This window comes from Sulfitobacter sp. S223, from assembly GCF_025143825.1.
Taxonomy (GTDB): Bacteria; Pseudomonadota; Alphaproteobacteria; order Rhodobacterales; family Rhodobacteraceae; genus Sulfitobacter.
This window is the reverse complement of the sequence record NZ_CP083560.1, coordinates 969,447-992,493: the sequence shown is the minus strand read 5'-3', so window position 1 is coordinate 992,493 and position 23,047 is coordinate 969,447. Positions and strand designations below refer to the sequence as shown.

General features: G+C 55.7%; 22 protein-coding genes. 21 read left to right on the top strand and 1 reads right to left on the bottom strand.

Annotation, left to right across the window (positions count from 1 at the left end; all coding sequences use genetic code 11):
• Positions 1 to 19 precede the first annotated feature (19 nt).
• From topA to K3757_RS04990, 4 genes are all read left to right on the top strand, one after another.
• Complete coding sequence (topA, locus tag K3757_RS05005; RefSeq protein WP_259999867.1) at positions 20 to 2,794, top strand: type I DNA topoisomerase; 2,775 nt, start codon at positions 20 to 22, stop codon at positions 2,792 to 2,794.
• 116 nt (positions 2,795 to 2,910) lie between these two features.
• Positions 2,911 to 3,477: a L,D-transpeptidase gene (locus K3757_RS05000; protein WP_259999866.1), complete on the top strand. Its 567-nt coding sequence runs from the start codon at positions 2,911 to 2,913 to the stop codon at positions 3,475 to 3,477.
• A gap of 95 nt (positions 3,478 to 3,572) precedes the next feature.
• Positions 3,573 to 4,277 (top strand): CoA transferase subunit A, encoded by a 705-nt coding sequence (locus tag K3757_RS04995; RefSeq protein ID WP_259999865.1) that lies wholly within the window; start codon positions 3,573 to 3,575, stop codon positions 4,275 to 4,277.
• A complete protein-coding gene (locus tag K3757_RS04990) occupies positions 4,277 to 4,900 on the top strand; it encodes a CoA transferase subunit B (RefSeq protein ID WP_260001187.1) in 624 nt (207 codons plus the stop codon). Before K3757_RS04995 ends, K3757_RS04990 begins: the two co-directional genes overlap by 1 nt.
• 45 nt (positions 4,901 to 4,945) lie before the next feature.
• On the opposite strand, the gene K3757_RS04985 is transcribed toward K3757_RS04990, so the two are convergent.
• Positions 4,946 to 5,773, bottom strand: coding sequence for a lytic transglycosylase domain-containing protein (locus K3757_RS04985; RefSeq protein WP_259999864.1), 828 nt, complete (start codon positions 5,771 to 5,773; stop codon positions 4,946 to 4,948).
• A gap of 360 nt (positions 5,774 to 6,133) precedes the next feature.
• On the opposite strand from K3757_RS04985, the gene K3757_RS04980 reads away from it, so the two are divergent.
• From K3757_RS04980 to K3757_RS04900, 17 genes are all read left to right on the top strand, one after another.
• Positions 6,134 to 6,343 (top strand): Flp family type IVb pilin, encoded by a 210-nt coding sequence (locus tag K3757_RS04980; protein WP_259999863.1) that lies wholly within the window; start codon positions 6,134 to 6,136, stop codon positions 6,341 to 6,343.
• Between the two features lie 109 nt (positions 6,344 to 6,452).
• Complete coding sequence (locus tag K3757_RS04975) at positions 6,453 to 6,653, top strand: hypothetical protein (RefSeq protein ID WP_259999862.1); 201 nt, start codon at positions 6,453 to 6,455, stop codon at positions 6,651 to 6,653.
• A 123-nt stretch (positions 6,654 to 6,776) separates the two neighbouring features.
• Positions 6,777 to 7,628, top strand: a complete 852-nt coding sequence (cpaB, locus tag K3757_RS04970; protein ID WP_259999861.1) for a Flp pilus assembly protein CpaB — start codon at positions 6,777 to 6,779, stop codon at positions 7,626 to 7,628.
• Positions 7,629 to 7,847: 219 nt separating this feature from the next.
• Positions 7,848 to 9,287 carry a type II and III secretion system protein family protein gene (locus K3757_RS04965; protein ID WP_259999860.1) on the top strand — a complete coding sequence of 480 codons (1,440 nt, stop codon included), beginning with the start codon at positions 7,848 to 7,850 and terminating at the stop codon, positions 9,285 to 9,287.
• A 13-nt stretch (positions 9,288 to 9,300) separates the two neighbouring features.
• Positions 9,301 to 9,972 (top strand): OmpA family protein, encoded by a 672-nt coding sequence (locus K3757_RS04960; protein WP_260001186.1) that lies wholly within the window; start codon positions 9,301 to 9,303, stop codon positions 9,970 to 9,972.
• Between the two features lie 284 nt (positions 9,973 to 10,256).
• Complete coding sequence (locus K3757_RS04955; RefSeq protein WP_259999859.1) at positions 10,257 to 11,492, top strand: AAA family ATPase; 1,236 nt, start codon at positions 10,257 to 10,259, stop codon at positions 11,490 to 11,492.
• 26 nt (positions 11,493 to 11,518) lie between these two features.
• Positions 11,519 to 12,946: a CpaF family protein gene (locus K3757_RS04950; protein ID WP_259999858.1), complete on the top strand. Its 1,428-nt coding sequence runs from the start codon at positions 11,519 to 11,521 to the stop codon at positions 12,944 to 12,946.
• 83 nt (positions 12,947 to 13,029) lie between these two features.
• Entirely contained in the window at positions 13,030 to 13,992 is a 963-nt protein-coding gene (locus K3757_RS04945; protein WP_259999857.1) for a type II secretion system F family protein, read from the top strand.
• 10 nt (positions 13,993 to 14,002) lie between these two features.
• Positions 14,003 to 14,989: a type II secretion system F family protein gene (locus tag K3757_RS04940; RefSeq protein WP_259999856.1), complete on the top strand. Its 987-nt coding sequence runs from the start codon at positions 14,003 to 14,005 to the stop codon at positions 14,987 to 14,989.
• Positions 14,989 to 15,576, top strand: a complete 588-nt coding sequence (locus tag K3757_RS04935) for a tetratricopeptide repeat protein (RefSeq protein WP_259999855.1) — start codon at positions 14,989 to 14,991, stop codon at positions 15,574 to 15,576. The genes K3757_RS04940 and K3757_RS04935 overlap by 1 nt, the downstream gene beginning before the upstream one ends.
• A 73-nt stretch (positions 15,577 to 15,649) precedes the next feature.
• Positions 15,650 to 16,498 carry a lipopolysaccharide assembly protein LapB gene (locus K3757_RS04930; RefSeq protein ID WP_259999854.1) on the top strand — a complete coding sequence of 283 codons (849 nt, stop codon included), beginning with the start codon at positions 15,650 to 15,652 and terminating at the stop codon, positions 16,496 to 16,498.
• 3 nt (positions 16,499 to 16,501) lie between these two features.
• On the top strand, positions 16,502 to 16,996 hold the full coding sequence (locus K3757_RS04925; RefSeq protein WP_259999853.1) for a prepilin peptidase: 495 nt from the start codon (positions 16,502 to 16,504) through the stop codon (positions 16,994 to 16,996).
• Positions 16,997 to 17,060: 64 nt separating this feature from the next.
• Complete coding sequence (locus tag K3757_RS04920; RefSeq protein WP_259999852.1) at positions 17,061 to 18,368, top strand: ATPase; 1,308 nt, start codon at positions 17,061 to 17,063, stop codon at positions 18,366 to 18,368.
• 4 nt (positions 18,369 to 18,372) lie between these two features.
• Positions 18,373 to 19,167, top strand: a complete 795-nt coding sequence (locus K3757_RS04915) for an NAD(P)-dependent oxidoreductase (protein WP_409202572.1) — start codon at positions 18,373 to 18,375, stop codon at positions 19,165 to 19,167.
• Between the two features lie 93 nt (positions 19,168 to 19,260).
• Positions 19,261 to 21,714: a ligase-associated DNA damage response DEXH box helicase gene (locus tag K3757_RS04910; RefSeq protein WP_260001185.1), complete on the top strand. Its 2,454-nt coding sequence runs from the start codon at positions 19,261 to 19,263 to the stop codon at positions 21,712 to 21,714.
• A gap of 51 nt (positions 21,715 to 21,765) precedes the next feature.
• Positions 21,766 to 22,428: a ligase-associated DNA damage response endonuclease PdeM gene (pdeM, locus tag K3757_RS04905; protein ID WP_259999850.1), complete on the top strand. Its 663-nt coding sequence runs from the start codon at positions 21,766 to 21,768 to the stop codon at positions 22,426 to 22,428.
• A gap of 3 nt (positions 22,429 to 22,431) precedes the next feature.
• The gene (locus K3757_RS04900; RefSeq protein ID WP_259999849.1) at positions 22,432 to 22,851 is read left to right on the top strand and encodes a PaaI family thioesterase; all 420 of its coding nucleotides are present in this window, start codon (positions 22,432 to 22,434) and stop codon (positions 22,849 to 22,851) included.
• The last annotated feature ends 196 nt before the right edge of the window (positions 22,852 to 23,047 follow it).

Here is a 23,047-nt window from a genome sequence, read left to right as displayed (position 1 = left end):
GTCGAAGGACCTTAGTTTTATGCCAGTAGTCGTTGTCGAATCTCCCGCCAAGGCCAAGACGATCAACAAATATCTCGGTGACAATTTTACGGTTCTGGCCTCTTACGGCCACGTACGTGACCTGCCTCCCAAGAACGGATCGGTCGATACAGAAAACGATTTCGAGATGATGTGGGAAGTCGACTCAGGCTCGAAAAAGCACATGAAAGCGATTGCCGATGCGCTGAAGAATGACAATGAACTCATTCTCGCGACTGACCCCGACCGCGAAGGCGAAGCGATCAGCTGGCATCTTCAAGAAGCTTTGACACAGCGCAAGTCGATCAAGAAAGACACACCTGTAAGCCGTGTTGTGTTTAACGCCATCACCAAATCGGCTGTGACCGAGGCGATGAAAAACCCCCGTCAGGTGGATATGCCTCTTGTGGAAGCATACCTTGCCCGCCGTGCGCTTGATTATTTGGTGGGCTTCAACCTTAGCCCGGTTCTGTGGCGCAAGCTGCCCGGCGCCAAATCCGCTGGCCGTGTGCAGTCTGTCACCCTGCGGCTGATTGTCGAACGCGAGATGGAGATCGAAGCGTTCCGCCCCCGCGAATACTGGAGTGTAAAGGCGCTGCTCAGCACACCGTCTGGTCAGGAATTTGAGGCACGGCTGACCGAACTTGCTGGCAAGAAGCTTGATAAATTCGACCTTGGGGATGCGACAAAGGCCGAAATGGCCGTGCAGGCTGTATCCAGCCGCGATCTAAAGGTTGCTTCGGTTGAAGCAAAACCGGCAACGCGCAACCCTTCTGCCCCCTTTATGACGTCGACCCTCCAGCAAGAGGCGAGCCGGAAATTCGGCATGGGCGCACGCCAGACCATGAGCACCGCCCAGCGTCTCTATGAGGCGGGTCACATCACCTACATGCGGACAGATGGCATTGATATGGCACCGGAAGCAGTACAAATGGCGCGTGATGCGATCTCTGATCGCTATGGCAGCCAATATGTGCCTTCCAGCCCGCGCGTCTACAAGAACAAGGCCAAGAACGCGCAAGAAGCCCACGAATGCGTACGCCCCACCGAGATGTCCAAAGACGCCGACGCGCTCAAGCTCATGGATGGCGACCAGCGCAAACTTTATGATCTGATCTGGAAACGCACGCTTGCCTGCCAGATGGAAAGTGCCCGGCTTGAACGGACTACGGTAGATATTTCCTCGGCGGACAGTCAGGTGAATTTGCGCGCCACGGGGCAGGTTGTTCTTTTTGACGGGTTCCTCAAAGTCTATGAGGAAGGCCGCGATGACGTCACCGATGAAGACGAACGCCGCCTTCCCCAGATCAGGCAGGGCGATGCCCTGAAAAAAGCAGCAGCCGCGCGCTATAGCGAAGAGTTCGGCAAGGCCGCTGGTCTTACGAGCGAAGAGTTGATTGACGCGGGCGACAAAGGACCATCCGGCATGCAGCGCAAGTCAGGTGCGCTGTTGGCTGAGAAAGACGCGGTTTTAGGGGCACAGCATTTCACCCAGCCGCCCCCACGGTATACCGAGGCCACGCTGGTCAAGCGGATGGAAGAGCTCGGCATTGGTCGCCCGTCCACATACGCGAGCATTGTCACAACAATTCAGGATCGCGGCTATGTTCGGCGTGAAGGCCAGCGCCTGATACCCGAAGACAAAGGCCGTCTCGTTACAGCATTCCTTGAGAACTACTTCCGTCGTTATATTGGATACGATTTTACAGCCGATCTGGAAGACCAGCTGGATAAAGTTTCTGCCGGTGATGCGGAGTATAAGGCTGTCCTCGACCGCTTCTGGCGCGACTTCTCTGCTGCAATTGCAGAAACGTCAGAACTGCGGATCACGGAAGTGCTTGAGAAAATCAACGATGTGTTGGCGCCTCACCTCTTCCCGCCGACAGAAGATGGATCAGACCCGCGTCTATGCCCTAACTGTGGCGCAGGTCGCCTCAGCATGCGCACAGCACGCTCTGGTGGTGCCTTCATCGGGTGCTCCAACTATCCTGAATGCCGCTATACCCGCCCCTTCGGCCCGCCGAATCCTGAAGCTGAAGCGTCGGCTATTCCTCCAGAAGGTAAGCTTTTGGGCGAGGACCTAGGCGATGAGATTCGCGTGTTCAAAGGTCGCTTTGGCCCGTATGTGCAACGCGGCGAAGTCACCGAAGAAAACAAAAAACCTCCGCGCCAGTCAATTCCAAAGGACTGGCCGCCTGAAGAACTGGACCTTGAGCGTGCCGTGATGCTGTTGTCATTGCCGCGCGAAATTGGCCCCCACCCAGAAGACGGAATCATGGTCTGGGCCAACATTGGCCGCTACGGCCCCTACCTTAAACACGCGCCCAGCACGTCTGATCGCGGTGGCACCAATGCCAACCTTGAGGGGATCGACGAAGTCTTTACCGTTGGCATGAACCGCGCGGTTCAGCTGCTGGCGGAAAAGGTTGCCTCACGCGGGGCACGCGGTAAGGCGGCAGCACCCTTGCGTGAGCTGGGCGAACACCCCGAAGCAGGTGGGCCGGTCAATGTGATGAAAGGCAAATATGGGCCTTACGTGAAGTGGGAGAAGATCAACGCGACCATTCCCGACACGGTAGACCCCGAAGAAATCACACTGGCGCAAGCCATTCACCTGATAGACGAGCGCGCCGAAAAGGCGGGCAAGAAAAAACCGTCTGCAAAAAAGAAGGCCCCTGCCAAGAAACCGGCAGCAAAGAAGAAAGCGCCAGCAAAGAAACCTGCTGCGAAGAAAACGGCGGCTAAGAAGCCCGCCGCGAAAAAGAGCGAAGAATAATCCGGCGCAGGGATGTCGCAGTTTTGCAAAAAACATGAGGCATCCCTGCTCCGCGCTTTGTAATTTCTACATTATGTGATTGCTTCTGCTCAAAACGAGCAGAAAACGAGAGCAGTATGACGACTTCACGAGTGACGCGCCGGCTGATGCTGGGCGCGACAGGTTTGGCCCTTTCGGCTCCTTCCCTTCTTTTGGCTAAGCAAAGTGCCCGCCCATCAGTGAACCGCCACAACATAATGGGTTTCTCTACACATGACTGGCAGGATCATTTCGATACCCTTGGAAAGGCGAGTATCATTGCAGACACCAGCTCTCGTGCGCTGCACTTCTGGAGCGGGGATGGCAAGACATACAAAGTTTACCCAACATCTGTGCCACGCAGTGACGAGCTGACAAAACGAGGCTTTACGACCATCGTACGCAAGCGTGTCGGGCCCGACTGGACACCGACCCCGTCCATGATCGAAGAAAACCCCGACCTTAAGTACATGCCACCCGGCCCCCACAATCCACTGGGCACACATGCGATGTATCTTGGATGGCCTGCCTATCTGATTCACGGCACCCACGACCAACGCAAAATCGGCCGCCAATCCTCAAGTGGCTGCATTGGTCTATATAACAGAATGATTGCAGAGCTCTACGAAGCCGCTCCGGTAGGGACGCAGGTTCGCATTATCTGACAGGCCTCTGCCGCGGCGCGGCATTCCATTGACATGGGAATGACGTGCCGTCACATATTGCCCTGAACGTACACACGGAAGGGGAGCACCATCTGATGAAAAAAGTCTATCAAAACGCCGCAGAGGCCCTAGAGGGGGTCCTTGAGGACGGTATGCTGATCGCCTCAGGTGGTTTCGGCCTATCTGGCATCCCCGAACTACTGCTGGCCGCGATCCGCGATGCCGGCGTCAAAGATCTGACCTTTGCGTCCAACAACGCCGGTGTGGATGATTTCGGTATCGGCATCCTGTTGCAGACCAAACAGGTAAAAAAGATGATATCCTCTTATGTGGGTGAGAACGCCGAATTCATGCGCCAGTATCTCTCTGGCGAGCTGGAGCTGGAATTCACGCCACAAGGCACATTGGCCGAGCGTATGCGCGCAGGCGGTGCAGGCATTCCGGGCTTTTACACAAAGACGGGCGTCGGCACAGTGATTGCCGAAGGCAAGGACGTAAAGAATTGGAACGGTCAGGACTATATCCTTGAAGAGGGTATTTTTGCCGATCTCTCGATCGTCAAAGCCTGGAAAGCAGATGAAACGGGCAACCTGATCTTCCGCAAGACCGCGCGCAACTTTAACCCGCCGGCGGCGACATGCGGAAAGGTCTGCATCGTCGAAGTCGAAGAGATCGTACCGACAGGTAGCCTTGATCCCGACCACATCCACCTCCCCGGTATCTATGTGCATCGCATCATTCAGGGCACGCACGAAAAGCGCATCGAACAGCGCACAACCCGTAAACGTGAGGAAGCATAATCATGTGGGATCGCAATCAAATGGCAGCACGCGCCGCGCAAGAACTTGAAGACGGCATGTATGTAAACCTTGGGATTGGCATTCCGACACTGGTTGCCAACTATGTGGGTGACAAAGACATCACCCTGCAATCAGAGAACGGCATGCTGGGCATGGGTCCCTTTCCCTATGAGGGTGACGAGGACCCCGACCTGATCAACGCAGGCAAGCAGACGATCACAGAAATGGACCGCACGGCGTATTTCGACTCTGCCACCTCTTTCGCGATGATCCGTGGTGGTAAGATCGCTGCTGCGATTCTTGGTGCGATGGAAGTTGCCGAAAACGGTGATCTGGCAAACTGGATGATTCCCGGCAAGCTGGTCAAAGGCATGGGCGGTGCCATGGATCTGGTGGCCGGCGTTGGCCGCGTGATCGTGGTTATGGATCACGCCAACAAGCACGGCGAAAGCAAAGTACTGAAGGAATGCACGCTGCCACTAACCGGTAAAGGCGTCGTAGACCGCATCATCACTAATATGGGTGTGCTGGACGTGGTCGAAGGCGGCCTGCGCATCGTTGAATGTGCCGAGGGCGTCACAGAAGAAGAGCTACGCGCTGCAACCGACGCTACTTTGGTCTGATAACAAGGTGCTGGCAAAGTCTCAAAGTTAGGCTTTGCCCGCTCTCTACTTCATCTGGTTAAACACGCAGCCGTCCGAGATTAACTCGGGCGGCGTTTTACATAGCCCCTTGGCCACTTGGAATGCTGCCAGCACCTTTGGCACATAATCGCGGGTTTCAGGAAATGGCGGCACACCTGCGTGTTTACGTACAGAACCCTCCCCCGCATTATATCCTGCAAGCACCAAGATAGGATCATTGGCGAACTCACCCATCAGCCAATCAAGGTATTTGATCCCGCCCGCAATGTTCTGCTGGGCGACATTACTATCCGTAACGCCGAAACGGCTGGCAGTATCCGGCATCAACTGCATAAGCCCCTGCGCGCCCGCACTGCTGATGGCATCAGACTTACCGGACGATTCAACCGAGATCACAGCAAGCGCCAAAGCTGGCGACACCTTCGTCCCGATAGTTGAGCGCAAAATATCCACACCATGGACCTTTGCGATGTCCTGCATCTGCTGGAGGCGAGGTGCAGGCACACGGGAATTGGAGGCAGACAATGTATTCATCGCCATTTCCAGCCTTCCCGGACCGGATTCTGCTGCATCCGGCGAAATCTTGGCCCAGAACCAATCGTACTGCCCCCCCTTTGGCCGTGTGATTGCACCCGATGGCGCTGCTGCGACGGCGGCTGGCGCAGGCGTCACGTTTTGCGCAGGTCGGTTGATCTGCACTTTTACCCGTTTGCGCGCCCCGGATTTGGGCGGTTTTACAAATTTCGGTTTAAAGTCAGCGAACGGAGCCGGAGAATCTGCGCTTAGTTCGGCTCCTACGGGCGAAAATGCCAGGGCGGCACCCAATACAATAGATAGGGATGTGCGTTTCATGATGCCTGCTCTCGTTTTTGGACTGCTTTTTTCCGTTAATATTGCGCAAAATACCCCCCCGATCCAGCAAATGTGCCCATAGATGATGGCGATTTCGCCACAATTGGGGTGTTTGGGACGCATGAATTAACTATTTAGGCTCAAGGAAATATTAAATCTCGTTAAATATCAGTTACTTAAAGCAAACATAGCGATTTTAACGGTTACCAGTGTAAATGCCGCAATTGCGGTCAAATTGATGCCCCATTCATCCAGCTATATAGCGTCATACCAAGTCAAGCAGGCCTGAATGAGAGCGGGCCGGGACGCAAGACAGGGTTGGAAACTAGAAAACTTATAGATCCTTTGGAGGGATACAACATGATGAAATTCGTAAAAAACTTCCGCAATGACGAAGACGGCGCCGTAACAGTTGACTGGGTTGTTCTGACAGCTGCGGTTGTTGGCCTGGCGATTGCTGCCTATGGCTCCATCAAATCCGGTGCAGAGTCCATGACTTCCAACACAGGTAACTTCCTTGGCGCACAGACTGTTGGTGCTGCTGACTTCGGTACACAAACCGCTCCTTAAGGTTTGCTAACCCAACCTTAAAATTTCAGGGGCTGCGTTCTGCATAGAATGCAGCCCCTATTTCATTCCCGCAACCGCGCTTATCAAAATAAGAAACAAGAGTATCAATATGATGAAGCATATCCATACTTTCATGAACGACGAAGACGGGGCAGTCACAGTCGACTGGGTCGTCCTTACAGCAGCAATTATTCTGATTGCTATATCCGCCTTTGTGTCGATCAAGCAGTCAAGCAGCGCAATGAGTGCATCCATTGGAACGTACCTGACAGAGACCGACCAGGACGCACTTCGCAACCCGAACCAATAAGCCCGCAGGGCCACAATTGACCCTCATTCGGATACAATACCGCCACAATCCAAGGGTAACGTAAGGCATACCGGAAACTTCCGGAGAGCTTTTCAACCACCCTAATCGAAAGAGGAACACAAAATGCGTATGATCTTTGGACTCGTGCTGCTGGTCGGCATCGCGTTGGCTGGCGGCGCGGTGTATCTCGCAAAGGGCCAGATTGGCCAATACAAAACTGCCATTGCGCGTGCAGAAGCCGCGAAATCCCAAATTGTTCCGACAAAGAGCATCTTTGTTGTGAACCGCGCTCTGAAGTATGGCGAAAAACTCGGTAAGGACGACGTACGGGCGGTAGACTTCCCTGTTGCGGCCCTTCCCGAAGGCCATTTTGATGATCTGGCCGTCATCTTTCCCGACAACACCGACCTGCCCCGCGTTGTGCTGCGCCCTATTGAAAAGGACGAAGCACTGCTGGAGATAAAGGTAACAAAGCCAGGCGAAGATGCCGGCCTTACGTCACGGCTTGAACGTGGCATGCGTGCCTTTGCAATCCGGGTCGACGTATCATCCGGCGTATCAGGCTTCCTGCGCCCCGGTGACCGTGTGGATGTCTATTGGACTGGCCGCGTTGGCGGAGGCCAAGACCGTTTGGAAGTGACCAAGCTGATCGAAAAAACAGTGCCGCTGATCGCAGTCGATCAAAGCTCCGGTGACGTAGAAGGCGCGCAGATCGCACGTACTGTAACAGTTGCAGTCAGCCCGAACCAGGTCGCCGCGCTGGCGCAGGCCCAGTCCACCGGTCGCTTGTCACTTTCGCTGGTTGGCGTTGGCGATGACCTCGAGATTGCGCAGAATATCGAGGTCAATCAGAAGGACCTGCTTGGCATCGAAGAGCAAATTGAAGCACCCGCTGCGGCTCAGGAAAGGGTTTGCACCATCCGTACACGTCGCGGAGCCGAAGTTGTTAACCTGCCAATCCCGTGCACCAACTAAGGCGCAAAAATCACTGCCGACCCCCTAATTATATAGCTATTTATGACGCCGTTCCCTTTTGGGGGCGGCGTTGTGCTTTGCGGCTCTGTTGCCATTTATCCACAACAATTACCCCTCGGAGTGCATTGATTCTTGCAATAAAATCCGAATTGCCGCAGAGTTATCCAAACGACGGGCAAAAAGACCCTATTTTGAGGCGTGATCAAAAAGGCAGGTCACATGAAAATCGATAGATTTCTGAAGGCAGCTCTTCTCGGGCTGACACTCAGCGTATCCGCATTTGCAGTGACCGCCCCCACGGTGGTCAACGCAGATAACCTGCGCGTAGTGAAAAGTGGTACCAGCACCAGGCTGCAGGTGCCGCTCAACCGTGCGATTGTTGTAGAAAGCGATACGCCATTTGCAGAGTTAAGCATTGCCAACCCAGGCATTGCGGACCTCTCCTCGCTGTCGGATCGCACCATTTATGTTCTTGGCAAAGCGCCTGGCACAACAACCCTGACGCTTTTTGATGCAGCAGGCCGCTTGATCACAAATGTCGATGTGGTCGTGACGCCTGACTTGTCTGAATTCAAAGAACGTCTGCGGCAAATCTTGCCCGGCGAACGTATTGAAGTACGCTCCGCCAATGACGGCATTGTTCTGTCAGGTGTTGTGACATCAGCCCAAAAGCTCCAGCGCGCACTTGAGCTCGCAGAACGCTATGCTCCCGAACGCGTATCGAACCTGATGAGCGTGGGCGGCATTCAGCAAGTCATGCTAAAGGTACGTTTTGCAGAGATGCAGCGTTCGGTTTCAAAATCTCTTAGCTCTTCGCTGTCTCTTAGTGGTGGCATCGGGAGCGACTTGGGTGTGCGTGCCGGTACTGGTGGCTTGACCACCAACGGTGGGAGCACAGCAGCGATCGCAGGGTCCCTGCCCGACGCAAACACAAACACTGGCGCGATCCTGTTCGGCTTTAATGCCGGTTCGACGCAAGTGGGCATTCTACTTGAAGCGCTTGAGCAAAAAGGCGTTGTTCGGTTCCTCGCAGAACCCAACCTTGTTGCACTTTCCGGTCAAGAGGCGAAGTTCCTCGCCGGTGGCGAATACCCGATCCCAGTATCCCAATCGGACGGCAGAACCTCCATTGAATTCAAGCCCTTCGGTGTAGAACTTGCATTCATTCCCCGTGTTGTGGACAAAGATCTGATCAACCTCGAACTCAAGGCAGCAGTCTCTGCGATTGACCCGGCCAACGGGATCACCCTTGACGGCGGCTTCTCGGTTTCTGCCTTCTCACGTCGCGAAACTTCGACCACGGTCGAGATGCGCGATGGCGAAAGTTTCGCGATTGCCGGTCTGCTACAGGATGATTTCACAGACAACTCTTCCCAATTACCTTGGATCGGCGATGTGCCGGTGCTTGGCGCGCTTTTCCGCTCTGCCAACTACCAGCGAAGCCAGACGGAATTGGTGATTATCATCAGCGCACATCTTGTCACGCCGACACGCGGCGAAGCCTTGGCACTGCCGACTGACCGCATCAAACCACCCACCGAACAAGACCTATTCCTTCACGGCCGCACAGCCGCAGGTACGCGCACTCCTAGCAAGGGCGCTGCAGGCGAGGTTGCCAAGCAGGACTTTACCGGGTCTTATGGCTATGTACTGGATTAAGCTAATGCAACGCATGACCCATCGGAATATCATTACGGGCAGCCTACTGTCAGCGGTTTTGGGCCTTGGTGCCTGCGCCCCGAGCTCGGATGTGGTCTATACTCAGTTTTATTCCGAAGCAGGCTCACTGGTGGATACCGGCAGTTTTGGCGAAGCGACGCTGAACAACCGCTTGGTCATGACCGGAGAGCGTCAATATACCTTCGATCTTGCCAAGCGTTTCTCGACCGAAGTGGACAGCACGGTGAACTTCGCGTTCAACTCCTCACAGCTGGAGCCGGGCGCGCAAGCGATCCTGCGCAAGCAAGCTGATTGGATCCGCCAGTTCCCAGAAATCCGCTTCCGCGTATATGGGCATACTGACGCTGTCGGTTCAAATCGTTCGAACAAGGCCCTCGGCCAACGCCGCGCGAATGCAGTTGTCCGCTACCTTTCTACGCTCGGGATCAGCTCCAGCCGTCTTGAAGCCGTTGTTTCCTTCGGAGAAACACAACCTCTGGTCGTGACTCAGGGTCGCGAACGCCGCAATCGCCGGACGGTGACAGAAGTGAGCGGTTTTGTATCGCGTCACCCTACCGTTTTGGACGGGAAATACGCGCAGATCATTTACCGCGACTATGTCGCAAGCGCGGTCGCCAGCGCTACGCTGTCTACGCAGGGCGTCGGAACACTCGGCACAAACTAAATAACTGAAATTACTTACAAAGCCGCCCTTCAGGGGCGGTTTTTCCATTTTGTCCCCCGCGTTGGCTGACGGGTCAATCCCGCGCTAAGCCCGTGATCGTTTCAAGATACCCAACAATCGCAGCTTTTCGGCCCCAATCCTGCCCAACTTCACTGCGATGAATTCCTCAACAAGAAAACTCTGTCCGGGCAAAATGTCTGGCGGGGGGCTGGCGTGGTCCGACACAGTGCCTTTCGGGCCCGTCAGACCGGGCAGAATGCCCTTTGATAGAAGGAATGAAGGCAATGAGCAGCGTAATGCCGCAACCAGAACAGGATATGATCCTTGCGTGCACGGTCAGCCGTGATGTGCAAAACTTCGATCTGCTGATCGAAGACATGGAGAGTGTACTTGGCGAAAGCTGGGGGGATCTGGGTTTTGCCGAGGCTCTGTCGTTCTTCGGGCAACCCGAAGCAAAGGGCATGGAGTTCATCGCCCTCGCGCTGGATGACGCAGACGAAGACAATCTGCCCATGATGTCCGAAATCATCCTTCAAGCCAAAAAACGCGATATCAAGGTGATCCTGATCGCTGAGGATGTCACACCTGCGGCGCTCCACTCCCTATTGCGGCAGGGCGCCGATGAATTTGTACCCTATCCGCTGCCCGAGGGTGAATTGGCGCAGGCCATCGAGCGGATCCGCACCCCTGCCCCCGCTCCGGTTGAGGCTGCTTCGTCCTCACCGTTACGCGCAGGCGCCCAAAAAGATGGTGCTGTCATTGTTGTTCACGGCCTGGCCGGTGGCACAGGCTCTACCACGTTGGCAGTCAATCTGGCTTGGGAGCTCGCCAATCTTAGCAAAACTGACAGCCCTTCCGTCTGCCTGCTGGATTTGGATTTGCAGTTTGGCTCGGCCTCTACATATCTTGATTTGCCGCGCCGCGAAGTGGTCTATGAAATGCTGTCGGACACCGAATCCATGGACGAAGAAATCTTCGGTCAGGCGCTGGTAAGCTATGAAGACAAATTACAGGTTTTAACCGCCCCTTCTGACATGTTGCCACTGGACCTGATCACTTCCGAAGACGTCGGTCGGGTTCTGGATATGGCGCGGAACCAATTTGACTATGTAATCATCGACATGCCTTCGACGCTTGTTCAGTGGTCCGAAAGGGTTCTGACCTGCGCCCATATCTATTTCGCTATGCTTGAGCTGGACATGCGATCGGCCCAGAACACGCTGCGCTTCAAACGTGCGTTGCAGTCCGAAGAGCTGCCTGTTGAAAAACTGCGCTATGTGTTGAACCGCGCCCCCAAATTTACCGATCTCAATGCCAAGAGCCGGGTCAAGCGGATGGCCGAGAGCCTTGAAATCAGTATCGATCTACAGCTGCCTGATGGTGGCAAACCAATCACGCAAGCAAATGACCACGGCATGCCGCTGGCCACGTCCACGCCCAAGAGCCCGCTTCGAAAAGAAATCGCGAAGCTGGCAGCGTCCCTGCACAACCTGCGCGACAATGATGCCGCGGCGGCCTGAGTTCCGAGCAAAGAAAGCATACTGAAATGTTCTCCAAATATAAAAAGCCGGAAGCCGCCCCTGCCCCAGCAGCCTCGGTAACCGCAATTGAGACAGCCAAAAAAGAAGCCGCTGCATCGGCCTCCATGCGCCGTGCATCGCAGCCGGCGGCTGCGGCTCCGGTAGACAAGGAGGTAAAGCGCAAGCAGCGGATGGGCGACATCAAGCTCGAACTTCACCGCGTTCTCCTCGACAATTTGAACCTTTCAGCTCTTGAACACGCCTCTGAAGCGGACCTGCGCCAGGAGATCAATTCGATCTCGGCCGAATATCTTGGCGAAAAGTCGATCGTGCTGGGCCGTGAAGACCGTATGACGCTCAACTCCGAGCTTTATGACGAAGTGACCGGCCTTGGCCCGCTTGAGACGTTGCTAAAAGACGACACAGTAAACGATATTCTGGTAAACGGACCGCAGCAGATTTTCGTAGAACGCTCAGGTAAGCTGGAGCTGACGGATGTTACGTTCAAGGATGAGCGTCACTTGCTGCGCATCATCGACAAAATCGTTTCAGCCGTTGGTCGCCGCGTAGATGAAAGCAACCCTTACGTCGATGCGCGTCTCAAAGATGGCTCGCGATTTAACGCGATGGTGCCGCCAGTTGCGGTGGACGGTAGTCTGGTTTCCATTCGTAAGTTTAAGAAAGACAAGCTTGGCATCGATGATCTGGTGCAATTCGGCGCCTTCACCGAAGAGATGGCTGCATATCTGCAAGCCGCCGTTGCCACCCGTTTGAATGTGATCGTTTCCGGCGGTACAGGTTCTGGTAAAACGACCACGCTGAACGCGCTGTCATCGTTCATCGACAACGCCGAACGCATCCTGACGATCGAGGATACGGCCGAACTTCAACTGCAACAGACACACGTGGGCAGGATGGAATCCCGCCCGCCAAACGTGGAAGGCAAAGGCGAGGTTTCCCCCCGCGACTGTCTGAAAAACGCTCTGCGTATGCGTCCGGACCGTATCATCGTGGGTGAGACGCGTGGCGAAGAAGTTATCGACATGCTTCAGGCTATGAACACGGGCCATGATGGTTCCATGACCACGATCCACGCAAACTCTGCCCGGGACGGCGTGTCACGTCTTGAGAACATGATCGCCATGGCCGGCATCGAAATGCCCTTGAAAGCGGTGCGTTCCCAGATCTCCAGCGCTGTGAACCTGATTGTGCAGGCTTCACGTCTGCAAGATGGTTCGCGCCGCATGACGTCGATCACCGAAATCACGGGGATGGAGGGCGATGTTATCTCGATGCAGGAAATTTTCCGCTACCAGCGCGTCGGCCTGACCCCCGAGAACAAGATTATCGGCCACTTCACAGCCACAGGCGTGCGCAGCCACTACGCTGAACGTTTCCGGATGTGGGGTTATGATCTGCCGTCATCCATCTATGAGCCCATCGCGGCCCAATAACATCAAGCGCCGTTGGCGCACCAACACGATGCGCCTCAGGCGCGCTAACACGATGCGCCTCAGGCGCAATAAGGACCAAGGTCATGAGTGCAGAACCAATCATCTACGGGCTGATCTTTATCGGTGTACTGGTGCTCGTCGAAGGCCTCTATCTGGTGGCGTTCGGTAAATCCATTTCGCTGAACAGCAGGGTGAACCGTCGCCTTGAGATGCTGGAAAAGGGCCAACGCCGCGAAGAAGTGCTGGATAAGCTGCGCAAGGAAATGCAGCAACACATGAAAGCGCGCTCTATCCCGCTTTACTCTTTGCTTTCCGAAAAGGCTCAAAAAGCCGCAATCGCCTTTACGCCACAACAATTGCTTTTGGTCATGGCAGCGGCTTCAGCCATTATCTTTATGGGGCTGACAGTCGGCACAGCCACTGATCCTCTTGTCCGGCTTGTGATGTCTATCGGCATGGGCATCGGTGGCGTTTTTCTGTGGATTTCCATGAAAGCCGGCAAACGGATGGGTCTGATCGAAGAACAGTTGCCTGACGCGGTTGAACTGATGGTGCGCTCCTTGCGTGTGGGTCACCCCTTTACCAACGCAATTTCGATTGTCTCAAAGGAAATCCAGGATCCGCTGGCATCAGAATTTGGTGTAATCGCTGACGAAGCGGCCTATGGCCGTGACGTAGGCGAAGCGCTGAAGGACATGGCTGAACGCTTGGACATGCAGGATTTGCGCTTCCTCGCCGTGGCTGTGACGATCCAGCAGCAATCAGGCGGTAACCTTGCAGAAATTCTGGCCGGTCTGGCCAAGGTTATCCGCGCACGTTTCCGTCTGTTCCGGAAAGTGAAAGCGATCACAGCCGAAGCAAAATGGTCTGGCAAATTTCTGTCCGCCTTCCCGATCCTCGCGCTGATCGCGATCAACGTGACGAAGCCGAACTATTATGACGAGGTCAAGGAAACGCCATACTTCATTCCGGCTTGCTTCTTCGTCGGGATATTCCTTGGCATTAACCTTCTGGTGATGCGCGTGCTCACCAACATCAAAGTTTAAGGGGGCAGTCATGCTCAGTACCATCAATACAGCAATCGGTGACGTGATGGGTCCCTTCGGGATGATCATCATCCTCGGTGTGATCGGGACCATCCTCGTCTTAGCGACGGTTGCTATGATGATGAACCAGCCGGAAGACCCTCTCGACAAGCTCAAGCGTCAGCAAAAAGGCGGTGGCAAGGGGGCCAATGATCAGGTCCAAGCCTTGCGTCAAAAGGACGGCAACGCCCAGCTTGAAAAATTCGCGACCTTCCTTGAGCCGTCAGACGACAAAGAACTTAGCCAGAAGCAGCTTGAATTGCGTCAGGCGGGCTATCAGTCACGTGATGCGGTGCGCATGTTCTATTTCGCGCAGATGTCTCTGGGTTTGCTGGGCCTGCTGATTGGCGTGGTTTACACAAATATCATCGTCGAAGGCGATATGAGCACACAGAAAACCGTCATGTGGACCCTTGGGCCCGGCGGCATGGGATACTGGCTGCCGAAATATTGGGTCACGCGCCGTGTCGCTGCCCGCAAAGAAGAGATTGAACGCGGTTTCCCGGATGCATTGGACATGATGCTGGTCTGCGTGGAAGCGGGTCAATCACTGGACCAATGTATTGTACGTGTCGCCCGTGAACTGCGTGCATCCTATGCCGCGCTTGCCGATGAATTCGAAGTCGTCGCGCATGAGATGAAAGCCGGTAAAGACAAGGTGAACGTGCTGAACGACATGGGCACGCGCTGCGGCGTACAGGACGTGTCATCGTTCGTAACCGTGCTGGTTCAATCTGCCGCTTTCGGTACATCCATCGCTGATGCCTTGCGGGTCTACGCAGAAGAGATGCGGGACAAACGCGTAATGCGCGCCGAAGAGGCCGCAAACAAGTTGCCAACCAAGATGACACTTGCCACAATGATGTTCACGGTCCCACCGCTGCTGGTCATTCTTGTTGGTCCTTCGGTCATGGGTATCTCGAAAATGGGCGAATTGGGTGCTCCTGGAGCGAATTAATGATATCACGGTTGTGGCGCACGATCGCCCTTCTGATCCTGTCTCTTGCTTTGGCCGCCTGTTCTTCAGGCGGCTTTGGCACGTCTTTGTTCGGACCGAAAAAGAGCGCGCTGGATGCACCTGGCGTTGATTTGCGCGCCGATGGTGCGGACAATCTGGAAGTAGGTCACCGCCTTGTAGCCTCCGGCCAGTATGAGTTGGCAATCCGGTCTTTCAACCGCGCCGCCATTGATCGCGGGACCGTAGATGCCGAAATCCTGTCCGGTCTGGGCACAGCCAATCTGGGATTGGGACGTTTGGGACAGGCTGAAACCCTGCTGCGCCGAGCGGTTGAACGTGACGCAACCCAACCCGAAATATGGAATAATCTTGGTGTTGTCCTGATGGAGCGTGGCAAAAATGCCGATGCCACACAGGTATTCCGCAAGGCTTTTGCGCTGGACAATGGCGAAAGTGTCTCAATTCGTGACAATCTACGTTTAGCACTCGAAAAAACAGAGAATTCTGGTACGTTTTCGGATAACTTGAATGAATATAAATTGGTGCGCCGTGGATCGGCTGATTATCTGATCCGTTCGGGGCTGTGACCTAAAAATAGGCATGGCATCGCAAATCCCGCACTGGGGCACCGCATGAGGCAGAAGCAGTAAAGGACGCAAAATGCGCCACACCTCCGTTTTGAGCGCCCTTTTGGTAGGGGCAACCGTTTTGGCAGCCTGCTCTGAAAAGAGCGCGGATGAGACCGTTGAGCGTGCCTTTCAGGACGTAAACGTCATTGATGATGCAAATCTGAATGATGTGATGCTGACAGTCGCTGACCCGAACGAGGCGGTGACATACTTCCAACGCATCGTCAAAGAACAGCCTGATAATATCGAATTCAACCGTGGCCTTTCGCAATCACTAATCCGTGCCAAGCGCCACGATGAAGGTGCCGCCGCATGGCAGCGCACCGTCGCTCTTACCGGGGCTACTGATGATGACCGCGTTGAACTCGCCGATGCCTTGATCCGTGCTGGTGACTGGGCCAATGCCGAGAAAACCCTGACAGCGATCCCCCCCACCCATGAAACATTCAAGCGCTACCGCCTTGAAGCGATTGTTGCTGACAGCAAAAAGCAATGGAAAAAAGCCGATAGCTTTTATGAAATTTCAGCAGGGCTGACCACTTCGCCTGCGCCGGTACTAAACAACTGGGGCTATTCAAAGCTTACGCGCGGTGATTACAAAGACGCAGAGCGTCTGTTCACCAGCGCGGTTACTCAGGATGGAACGCTGTTTACAGCCAAGAACAATCTTGTCCTCGCGCGGGGGGCTCAGCGCAACTACAACCTACCGGTTGTCCCCATGGACCAGACAGAGCGCGCGCAACTGCTGCACACTATGGCGCTTTCTGCGATCAAGCAGGGTGATGTGGAGACAGGCAAAGGCCTGCTGCGCGAAGCCATAGAGACCCACCCACAACATTTCGAGGCAGCGTCACGTTCACTTGCTGCCCTTGAAGCTTAAACAATGACGATCACAAGCTACGCCGCTGCGTGGTATCTGCCATTCGTCCTGCCTGTGTGCCTCTATGTGATGTACACTGACCTGTCGCGAATGAAGATCACCAACAAGGCAAACCTCGCGCTGGTTGGTATTTTCCTGGTTACTGGATTGATCGTCCTGCCGTTCGATACCTACTTGTGGCGATTGCTGAGCCTTGTGATCGTCCTGATCGTCGGGATGTTGCTTAATGCCGCAGGGCTGATGGGCGCAGGGGATAGCAAATTCATCGCAGCCGCAGCGCCCTTTATCGATTTGGGCGATCTCAACCTGCTGACCTGGCTGTTTATGGCCACACTGGTAGCCGCAGTCGTCACCCATCGCGGCATCCGCATGACCTCTCTGCGCCAGCTCGCGCCCCATTGGGAAAGCTGGCATCAGGGCAAGAAATTTCCAATGGGCCTCGCCCTTGGTGCCACACTTATTATCTATCTGGTCCTTGGCCTCCTTTATGGTGCCTGAATAACGCCATTTTTGTCCCGTAAGGCATTTCAAAAGCCCGGGTAAATCAGAGGGACATAGCAGTATGAACGCCCCGAACACCGCCGTCATGGCACCACCGCCACCTAAGACATTGACAGACATGCGTCTGCCCATCGTCATGATGCGTGACATTCTGATCAAGACGATCTTCCGCAAGAACCTTGATCTTGTAAGTGACCTTTCAAAGGCTGTCTGCCTACCAATCCCCGTTGTGCAAGAGCTGGTCGATATGTGTCGTACCCAGCGCCTGATCGAAGCGACAGGCACGCTTAACGCGCAGAACGGCAACGAAATGGGTTACCAACTGACCGACGGCGGCAAGGCGCGCGCACTTGATGCCCTTGCGCAGTCTGAATACTTCGGCCCTATGCCTGTCCCGCTTGATGTTTACAAAGAACAGGTCAAACGCCAGTCGGTCCGCAATATGCAGATCACCCGCGCGCAGCTGACCGGGGCGATGGGCCATCTGGTATTGCCGGATGATCTTTTGGACAACCTCGGCCCGGCCGTTTCTGCAGGTCGTTCCATTCTGATGTACGGCCCGCCCGGCAACGGTAAATCCTCTATCTCGAACGGTATCCGTGATGCTTTGGGCGATCAGGTCTATGTGCCGCGCGCAATCGAATATGCCTCGCAGGTTATCACGGTGTTTGACCCGATTGTGCATAACGAAGTCGCCTCTGCCGAGCAGGACCCGACATCGCTGCGCCGCGTCACGCGCTTTGACGCCCGCTATGTCTGCTGCGAACGACCCACCGTGATTACAGGCGGTGAATTGACGATCAGCATGCTTGATCTGGTCTACAACCCAACCGCACGCACCTATCAGGCACCCTTGCAGCTCAAATCAACCGGCGGCATTTTCATTGTGGATGACCTTGGTCGTCAGGCTGAATCGCCTCAGTCTTTGGTCAACCGCTGGATTGTTCCCCTCGAAGAGAGCAAGGACATTCTCGCCCTGCAATCGGGCGAGAAATTCGAAGTCCCCTTTGACACGCTGGTGATCTTTTCCACCAACTTCCACCCGAACGAGATCTTTGACCAAGCGGCCTTGCGTCGTATTTTCTTCAAGATCAAAATTGACGGACCGGATCAGGCAAACTTCCTCAAAATCTTTGCCATGGTTGCCAAGAAACGCAAAATGCCGCTGGACGAAGCCACACTTATCCATCTGCTGAAGAACAAATACCCTACAATCGACAACGTCTACGCCAACTATCAGCCGATCTTCCTGATCGACCAGATCATCGCGATCTGCGAATTTGAAGGCATCCCCTACCAGATGAGCCCCGAATTAATGGACCGCGCCTGGGCAAACATGTTCGTCAAAGACGAGCACATCGTGAAATGATGCCATGCGGTCACTGACAGGTGTTGCAGGGTGCGGCCGAATGGGCGCACCGATGCTCAGAGCTCTACGCGCGGCGGGTCTACCGGCACGGGGCTATGATGTTGTCCCTATGGACAGCCCCCATATCACCGATGATATTGCCGTATTTTCAGAAGATCTCGACACGCTTATCACCGTGGTACGTGACATCGATCAAACCGAAGCTGTGCTGTTCGGCGAACAGAACCTTACGGCTATTCCCAGCCTCATCCGGATCATCATCTGCTCCACCCTGTCACCGCGCTACGTCCGCGACCTGCGTGCCCGTATACCGTCACATATATCCCTAATTGACGCACCCATGTCCGGTGCCCAAATCGCCGCCCAGGAGGCGCGCCTCAGCTTCATGCTTGGCGGCGACGAGAGCGATCTTGACGCGGCTCAACCCCTTTTCAGCGCGATGGGCAAACATTTTCACCGGATGGGAGAATTCGGTGCAGGTATGCAGGCCAAGGTTCTTAACAATCTGCTGGCTGCGTCCAATACCGCCATGACCCGTCTGGTGCTTGATTGGGCCGACGACGCCGGCCTCGAGATCAGCGCCCTGCTTGACCTGATCCACACCTCGTCCGGACAAAACTGGTTCGCATCGGGCTTTAACAGCATCGAATTTTCCCGCGATGGACATGCTCCTGACAATACCATCGCCATTCTGGTCAAGGATATCGCAAGTGCCTTGGACGCGGCCCCCGAGAACGCGGATACCTCCCTGCCCGAAACCGTACAGCGCAGCATTGCGGCACTAAAACCCCGCCGCTGATCCGGCATCGCATTTCGGTAGGGCACAAAAACTCTGACGATTGGACCGCGAGAGGGGCTGGCCGCAATGCACTCCGGTGCTATCTTGCACACCATGCAATCCTTGCCCCCAAAATTCCAACAATGGTTCGCCACAAAAGGCTGGTCGATCCATCCCCACCAGCAAGACATGCTGGAGCGCGCAGATGCGCCTGCTTTGTTGTTGATCGCCCCTACAGGCGGCGGCAAAACCCTATCGGGCTTCCTGCCCACCCTTATTGATCTGGCCGAGGGCGATCACGAAGGGATGCACACGCTCTACATCTCGCCGCTCAAAGCACTGGCCGCAGACATAAAGCGCAACCTGACCACGCCCGTAGCCGAAATGGAGCTGCCCATCCGGATCGAAGAACGCACAGGAGACACCACTGCCAACGCGCGCAAGCGCCAGCGCGCCGATCCACCTCATATCTTTCTTACTACGCCCGAAAGCCTGGCCCTGCTTGTCAGCTACGAGGATGCGCCGCGCATGTTCAGGGGCCTCAAGCGCGTCGTGATCGACGAAATTCATGCGCTTGCAGAATCCAAACGCGGGGATCAGATGATGCTCGCGCTGGCGCGGCTCAATGCCATCTGTCCGGATCTCAAAAGAGTTGGCCTATCAGCCACCGTTGATGATCCTGCTGCCATCGCGCATCTTATGGCCCACCACCCCGACCCCTGCGAGATATTGCTTGCCGATCCGGGCCCGGCCCCTGACATTCAGATGCTGCGCACGCAAGAAGCGCCGCCTTGGTCCGGCGGTGGCGCGGCTTATTCAATTCCCGCCGTGTTGGAACAGGTCAAACAGCACAAAACCACTCTCATCTTCCACAACACCCGCGCGCAGGCCGAAATCTTCTTTCACAACCTCTGGCTCGCCAATGACGAGAGCCTGCCAATCGGAATCCATCACGGCAGCCTTGACCGTGAACAACGCGCGCGTGTTGAAGGCGCAATGGTGCGCGGAGAGTTGCGCGCGATTGTCTGCACCGGCAGTCTCGACCTTGGCATCGACTGGGGGGATGTCGATCTGGTGATCCAGATCGGAGCGCCCAAGAACGTTAAGAGGCTCGTCCAAAGAATCGGGCGCGCCAATCACCGCTACAATGCGCCCTCCAAAGCGTTGCTCGTGCCTGCCAACCGCTTTGAGGTGGTCGAATGTTTGGCCGCACTTGAAGCAGTGCTGGAAGGAGAACTGGACGGTGACCCGCGCGGCGCAGGTCCCCGTGATGTTCTGTGCCAACACATCCTGATCACGGCCTGCGCCGGCCCTTTTGACGCAGATGCGCTTTTCCGCGAAGTTACCTCCGCCGGCGCCTATAGCGCCCTCACCCGCACGCAGTTTGACGCCTGCCTCGATTTCTGCGCGACAGGCGGCTACGCCTTGCGCGGATATGACCGGTGGCAACGGTTGATCCAGCGACCCGACGGGCAGTGGCAATTGCGCGACCCGCGTTCAGCACGCGCCATCCGCATGAATATCGGCACAATTCAAGACACGGACACCCTTAAGGTCCGTATGAAGCGCAACCGCGGCGGCAAGCCGTTGGGCGAGATCGAAGAAGGCTTTGCCGCGACCCTCACGCCGGGGGATACGTTTCTGATTGGCGGGCAAATCGTGAAATACGAAGGCCTGCGCGAAATGACCGTAGAGGTTTCACGCGACAGCGCCAAAAAGCCCAAGATCGCCACCTTCATGGGGACAAAATTCGCGACCTCAACCCAGCTCAGCGCACGGGTCCAGCGCCTGTTCACCCAAGAAAGCTGGCCAGAACTACCTGCGCATACGGCCCAATGGCTAGAGCTTCAACGCACCCACAGCCAGCTACCCCAGCCCGGCCGCCTACTGATCGAAAGCTTTCCGCATGATGGCCGGGAGCAGACTGTCTTTTACGGGTTTGCAGGGCGCAATGGTCAACAGACGCTCGGCCTGCTGCTGACCAAACGGATGGAAGAATTGGGCCTCAGCCCCCTCGGTTTTGTTGCCACAGACTACGCGACCCTGATCTGGAGCCTTGATCCCGTCACTGACCCTGCCCCCCTGCTGGACTCCACTGCGATAAACGAAGGCATGGAAACATGGCTGGCCGGGAATGCCGTCATGAAACGCACCTTCCGGGCCAGCGCAACCATTGCGGGCCTGATTGAGCGAAACAGCCCACAAGCACGCAAATCCGGACGACAAGCGACGTTCAGCTCGGATATCCTTTATGACACGCTAAGCAAATATGATCCTGATCACCTGATGCTCGACATCACGCGAGAAGAGGCGATGCGCGGGCTGGTGGACTTTGGCCGCATCGAAGAAATGTTGGCGCGTACTCGGGGGCGGATTGATCATATTACACTGCCCCGCGTCACGCCGCTTGCAGCGCCGCTGTTTCTGGAGATGGGGCGTGTGCCCGTCAAAGGTGCCGCAGAAGAGCGACTGCTGGCCGAGGAATCTCGCCGCCTGATGGAGCAATCCGGCTTGGCACAGATTACTCCTGCCGCCTCGGACAAACCCCGCTGGCGCGTGGGGTTCTGAGGCACGCAGCCCCCTCTTGCGCAGGTTCGTATTCTGTTCCACACCATTTATATGAACGGATATGAATTCACTCTCTCGGGCGCACCGCTAAAAGCGCTGGGATCAGGCGCATTGTGGTGGCCGGACGAAAGTCTTCTGGTGGTAAGTGACCTGCATCTGGGCAAATCCGAACGCATCGCACGTCGCGGCGGCACGTCATTGCCGCCCTATGATACCCGCGACACGCTGAACCGGCTTGCTGCTGATCTGGCTCTTACTCATACACGCACGGTAATTTGTCTGGGTGACAGTTTTGACGATTTGGCCGCTGCCGAAGCGTTACCCGAAGAAGAACGCCAATGGATTTTCCGCCTGCAAGCGGGCCGTCGCTGGGTTTGGATCGAAGGCAACCACGATCCTGGTCCCGTCGAATTTGGCGGCGCCCACTTGGCCGAGCTTCCGCTTCCCCCGCTTACCTTTCGCCACATAGCCCAAGTAGGCTCAAGCGGTGAAATTTCGGGGCATTATCACCCGAAGGCAACGCTACAGGCGCGCGGCCGCAGCATCACCCGCGCTGCATTTCTGATCGACAGCAATCGCGTGATCCTACCGGCCTATGGCACCTACACCGGCGGGCTACACAGCAGGACGCCGGTTCTGGGTGATCTGATGCGAGCCGAAGCGATTGCCGTTCTTACCGGTCCCAACCCCACAGCCATTCCTATGCCGAGGTAACAAATGGAAAAGTCAGCAGTCAAACGCATCACCGAAAGCTTTGCCGCACAAAGCATGATGACCACGCTAGGGGCCGAATTGTCAGAAATCACAGCGGGATTGGTCCGGATCACTGCGCCCATCCTTCCCGGTTCACGCCAGCAACAAGGATTCGGCCATGCGGGGCTTACCTTCGCGATTGGCGACAGCGCTGCTGGCTATGCTGCTCTGACAATGCTGCCGCTGGATCAGGAGGTTGTGACGGCAGAGATCAAAATCAACCTATTGGCCCCTGCGCGGGGCGATCTACTGATCGCAACCGGCCGCGTGATCAAACCTGGCAAAAGGTTGAGCGTTGTGACCGCTGAGGTCCACGCAGAGGAAGACGGTAAACAGACCCTTATCGCGGTCCTGCAAGGCACGATGGTGCCTGTCCCTTGCTAGACCAGACTTACCGGAATACCCGTCGCCCAATCCTGTCAGGGAAAGGCCCGCTGCGACATGATCGCGAACACGTGGGCGCGGTTCTAGATGTCGTACCGGACCACGAACGCTACGCTGCCATTTCATTGGCATAGCCGACGGGACAAAAGTAATCCGCCTCCTGTCTGCTCGTGCATTCTTTCACGTCGTTGCTGCT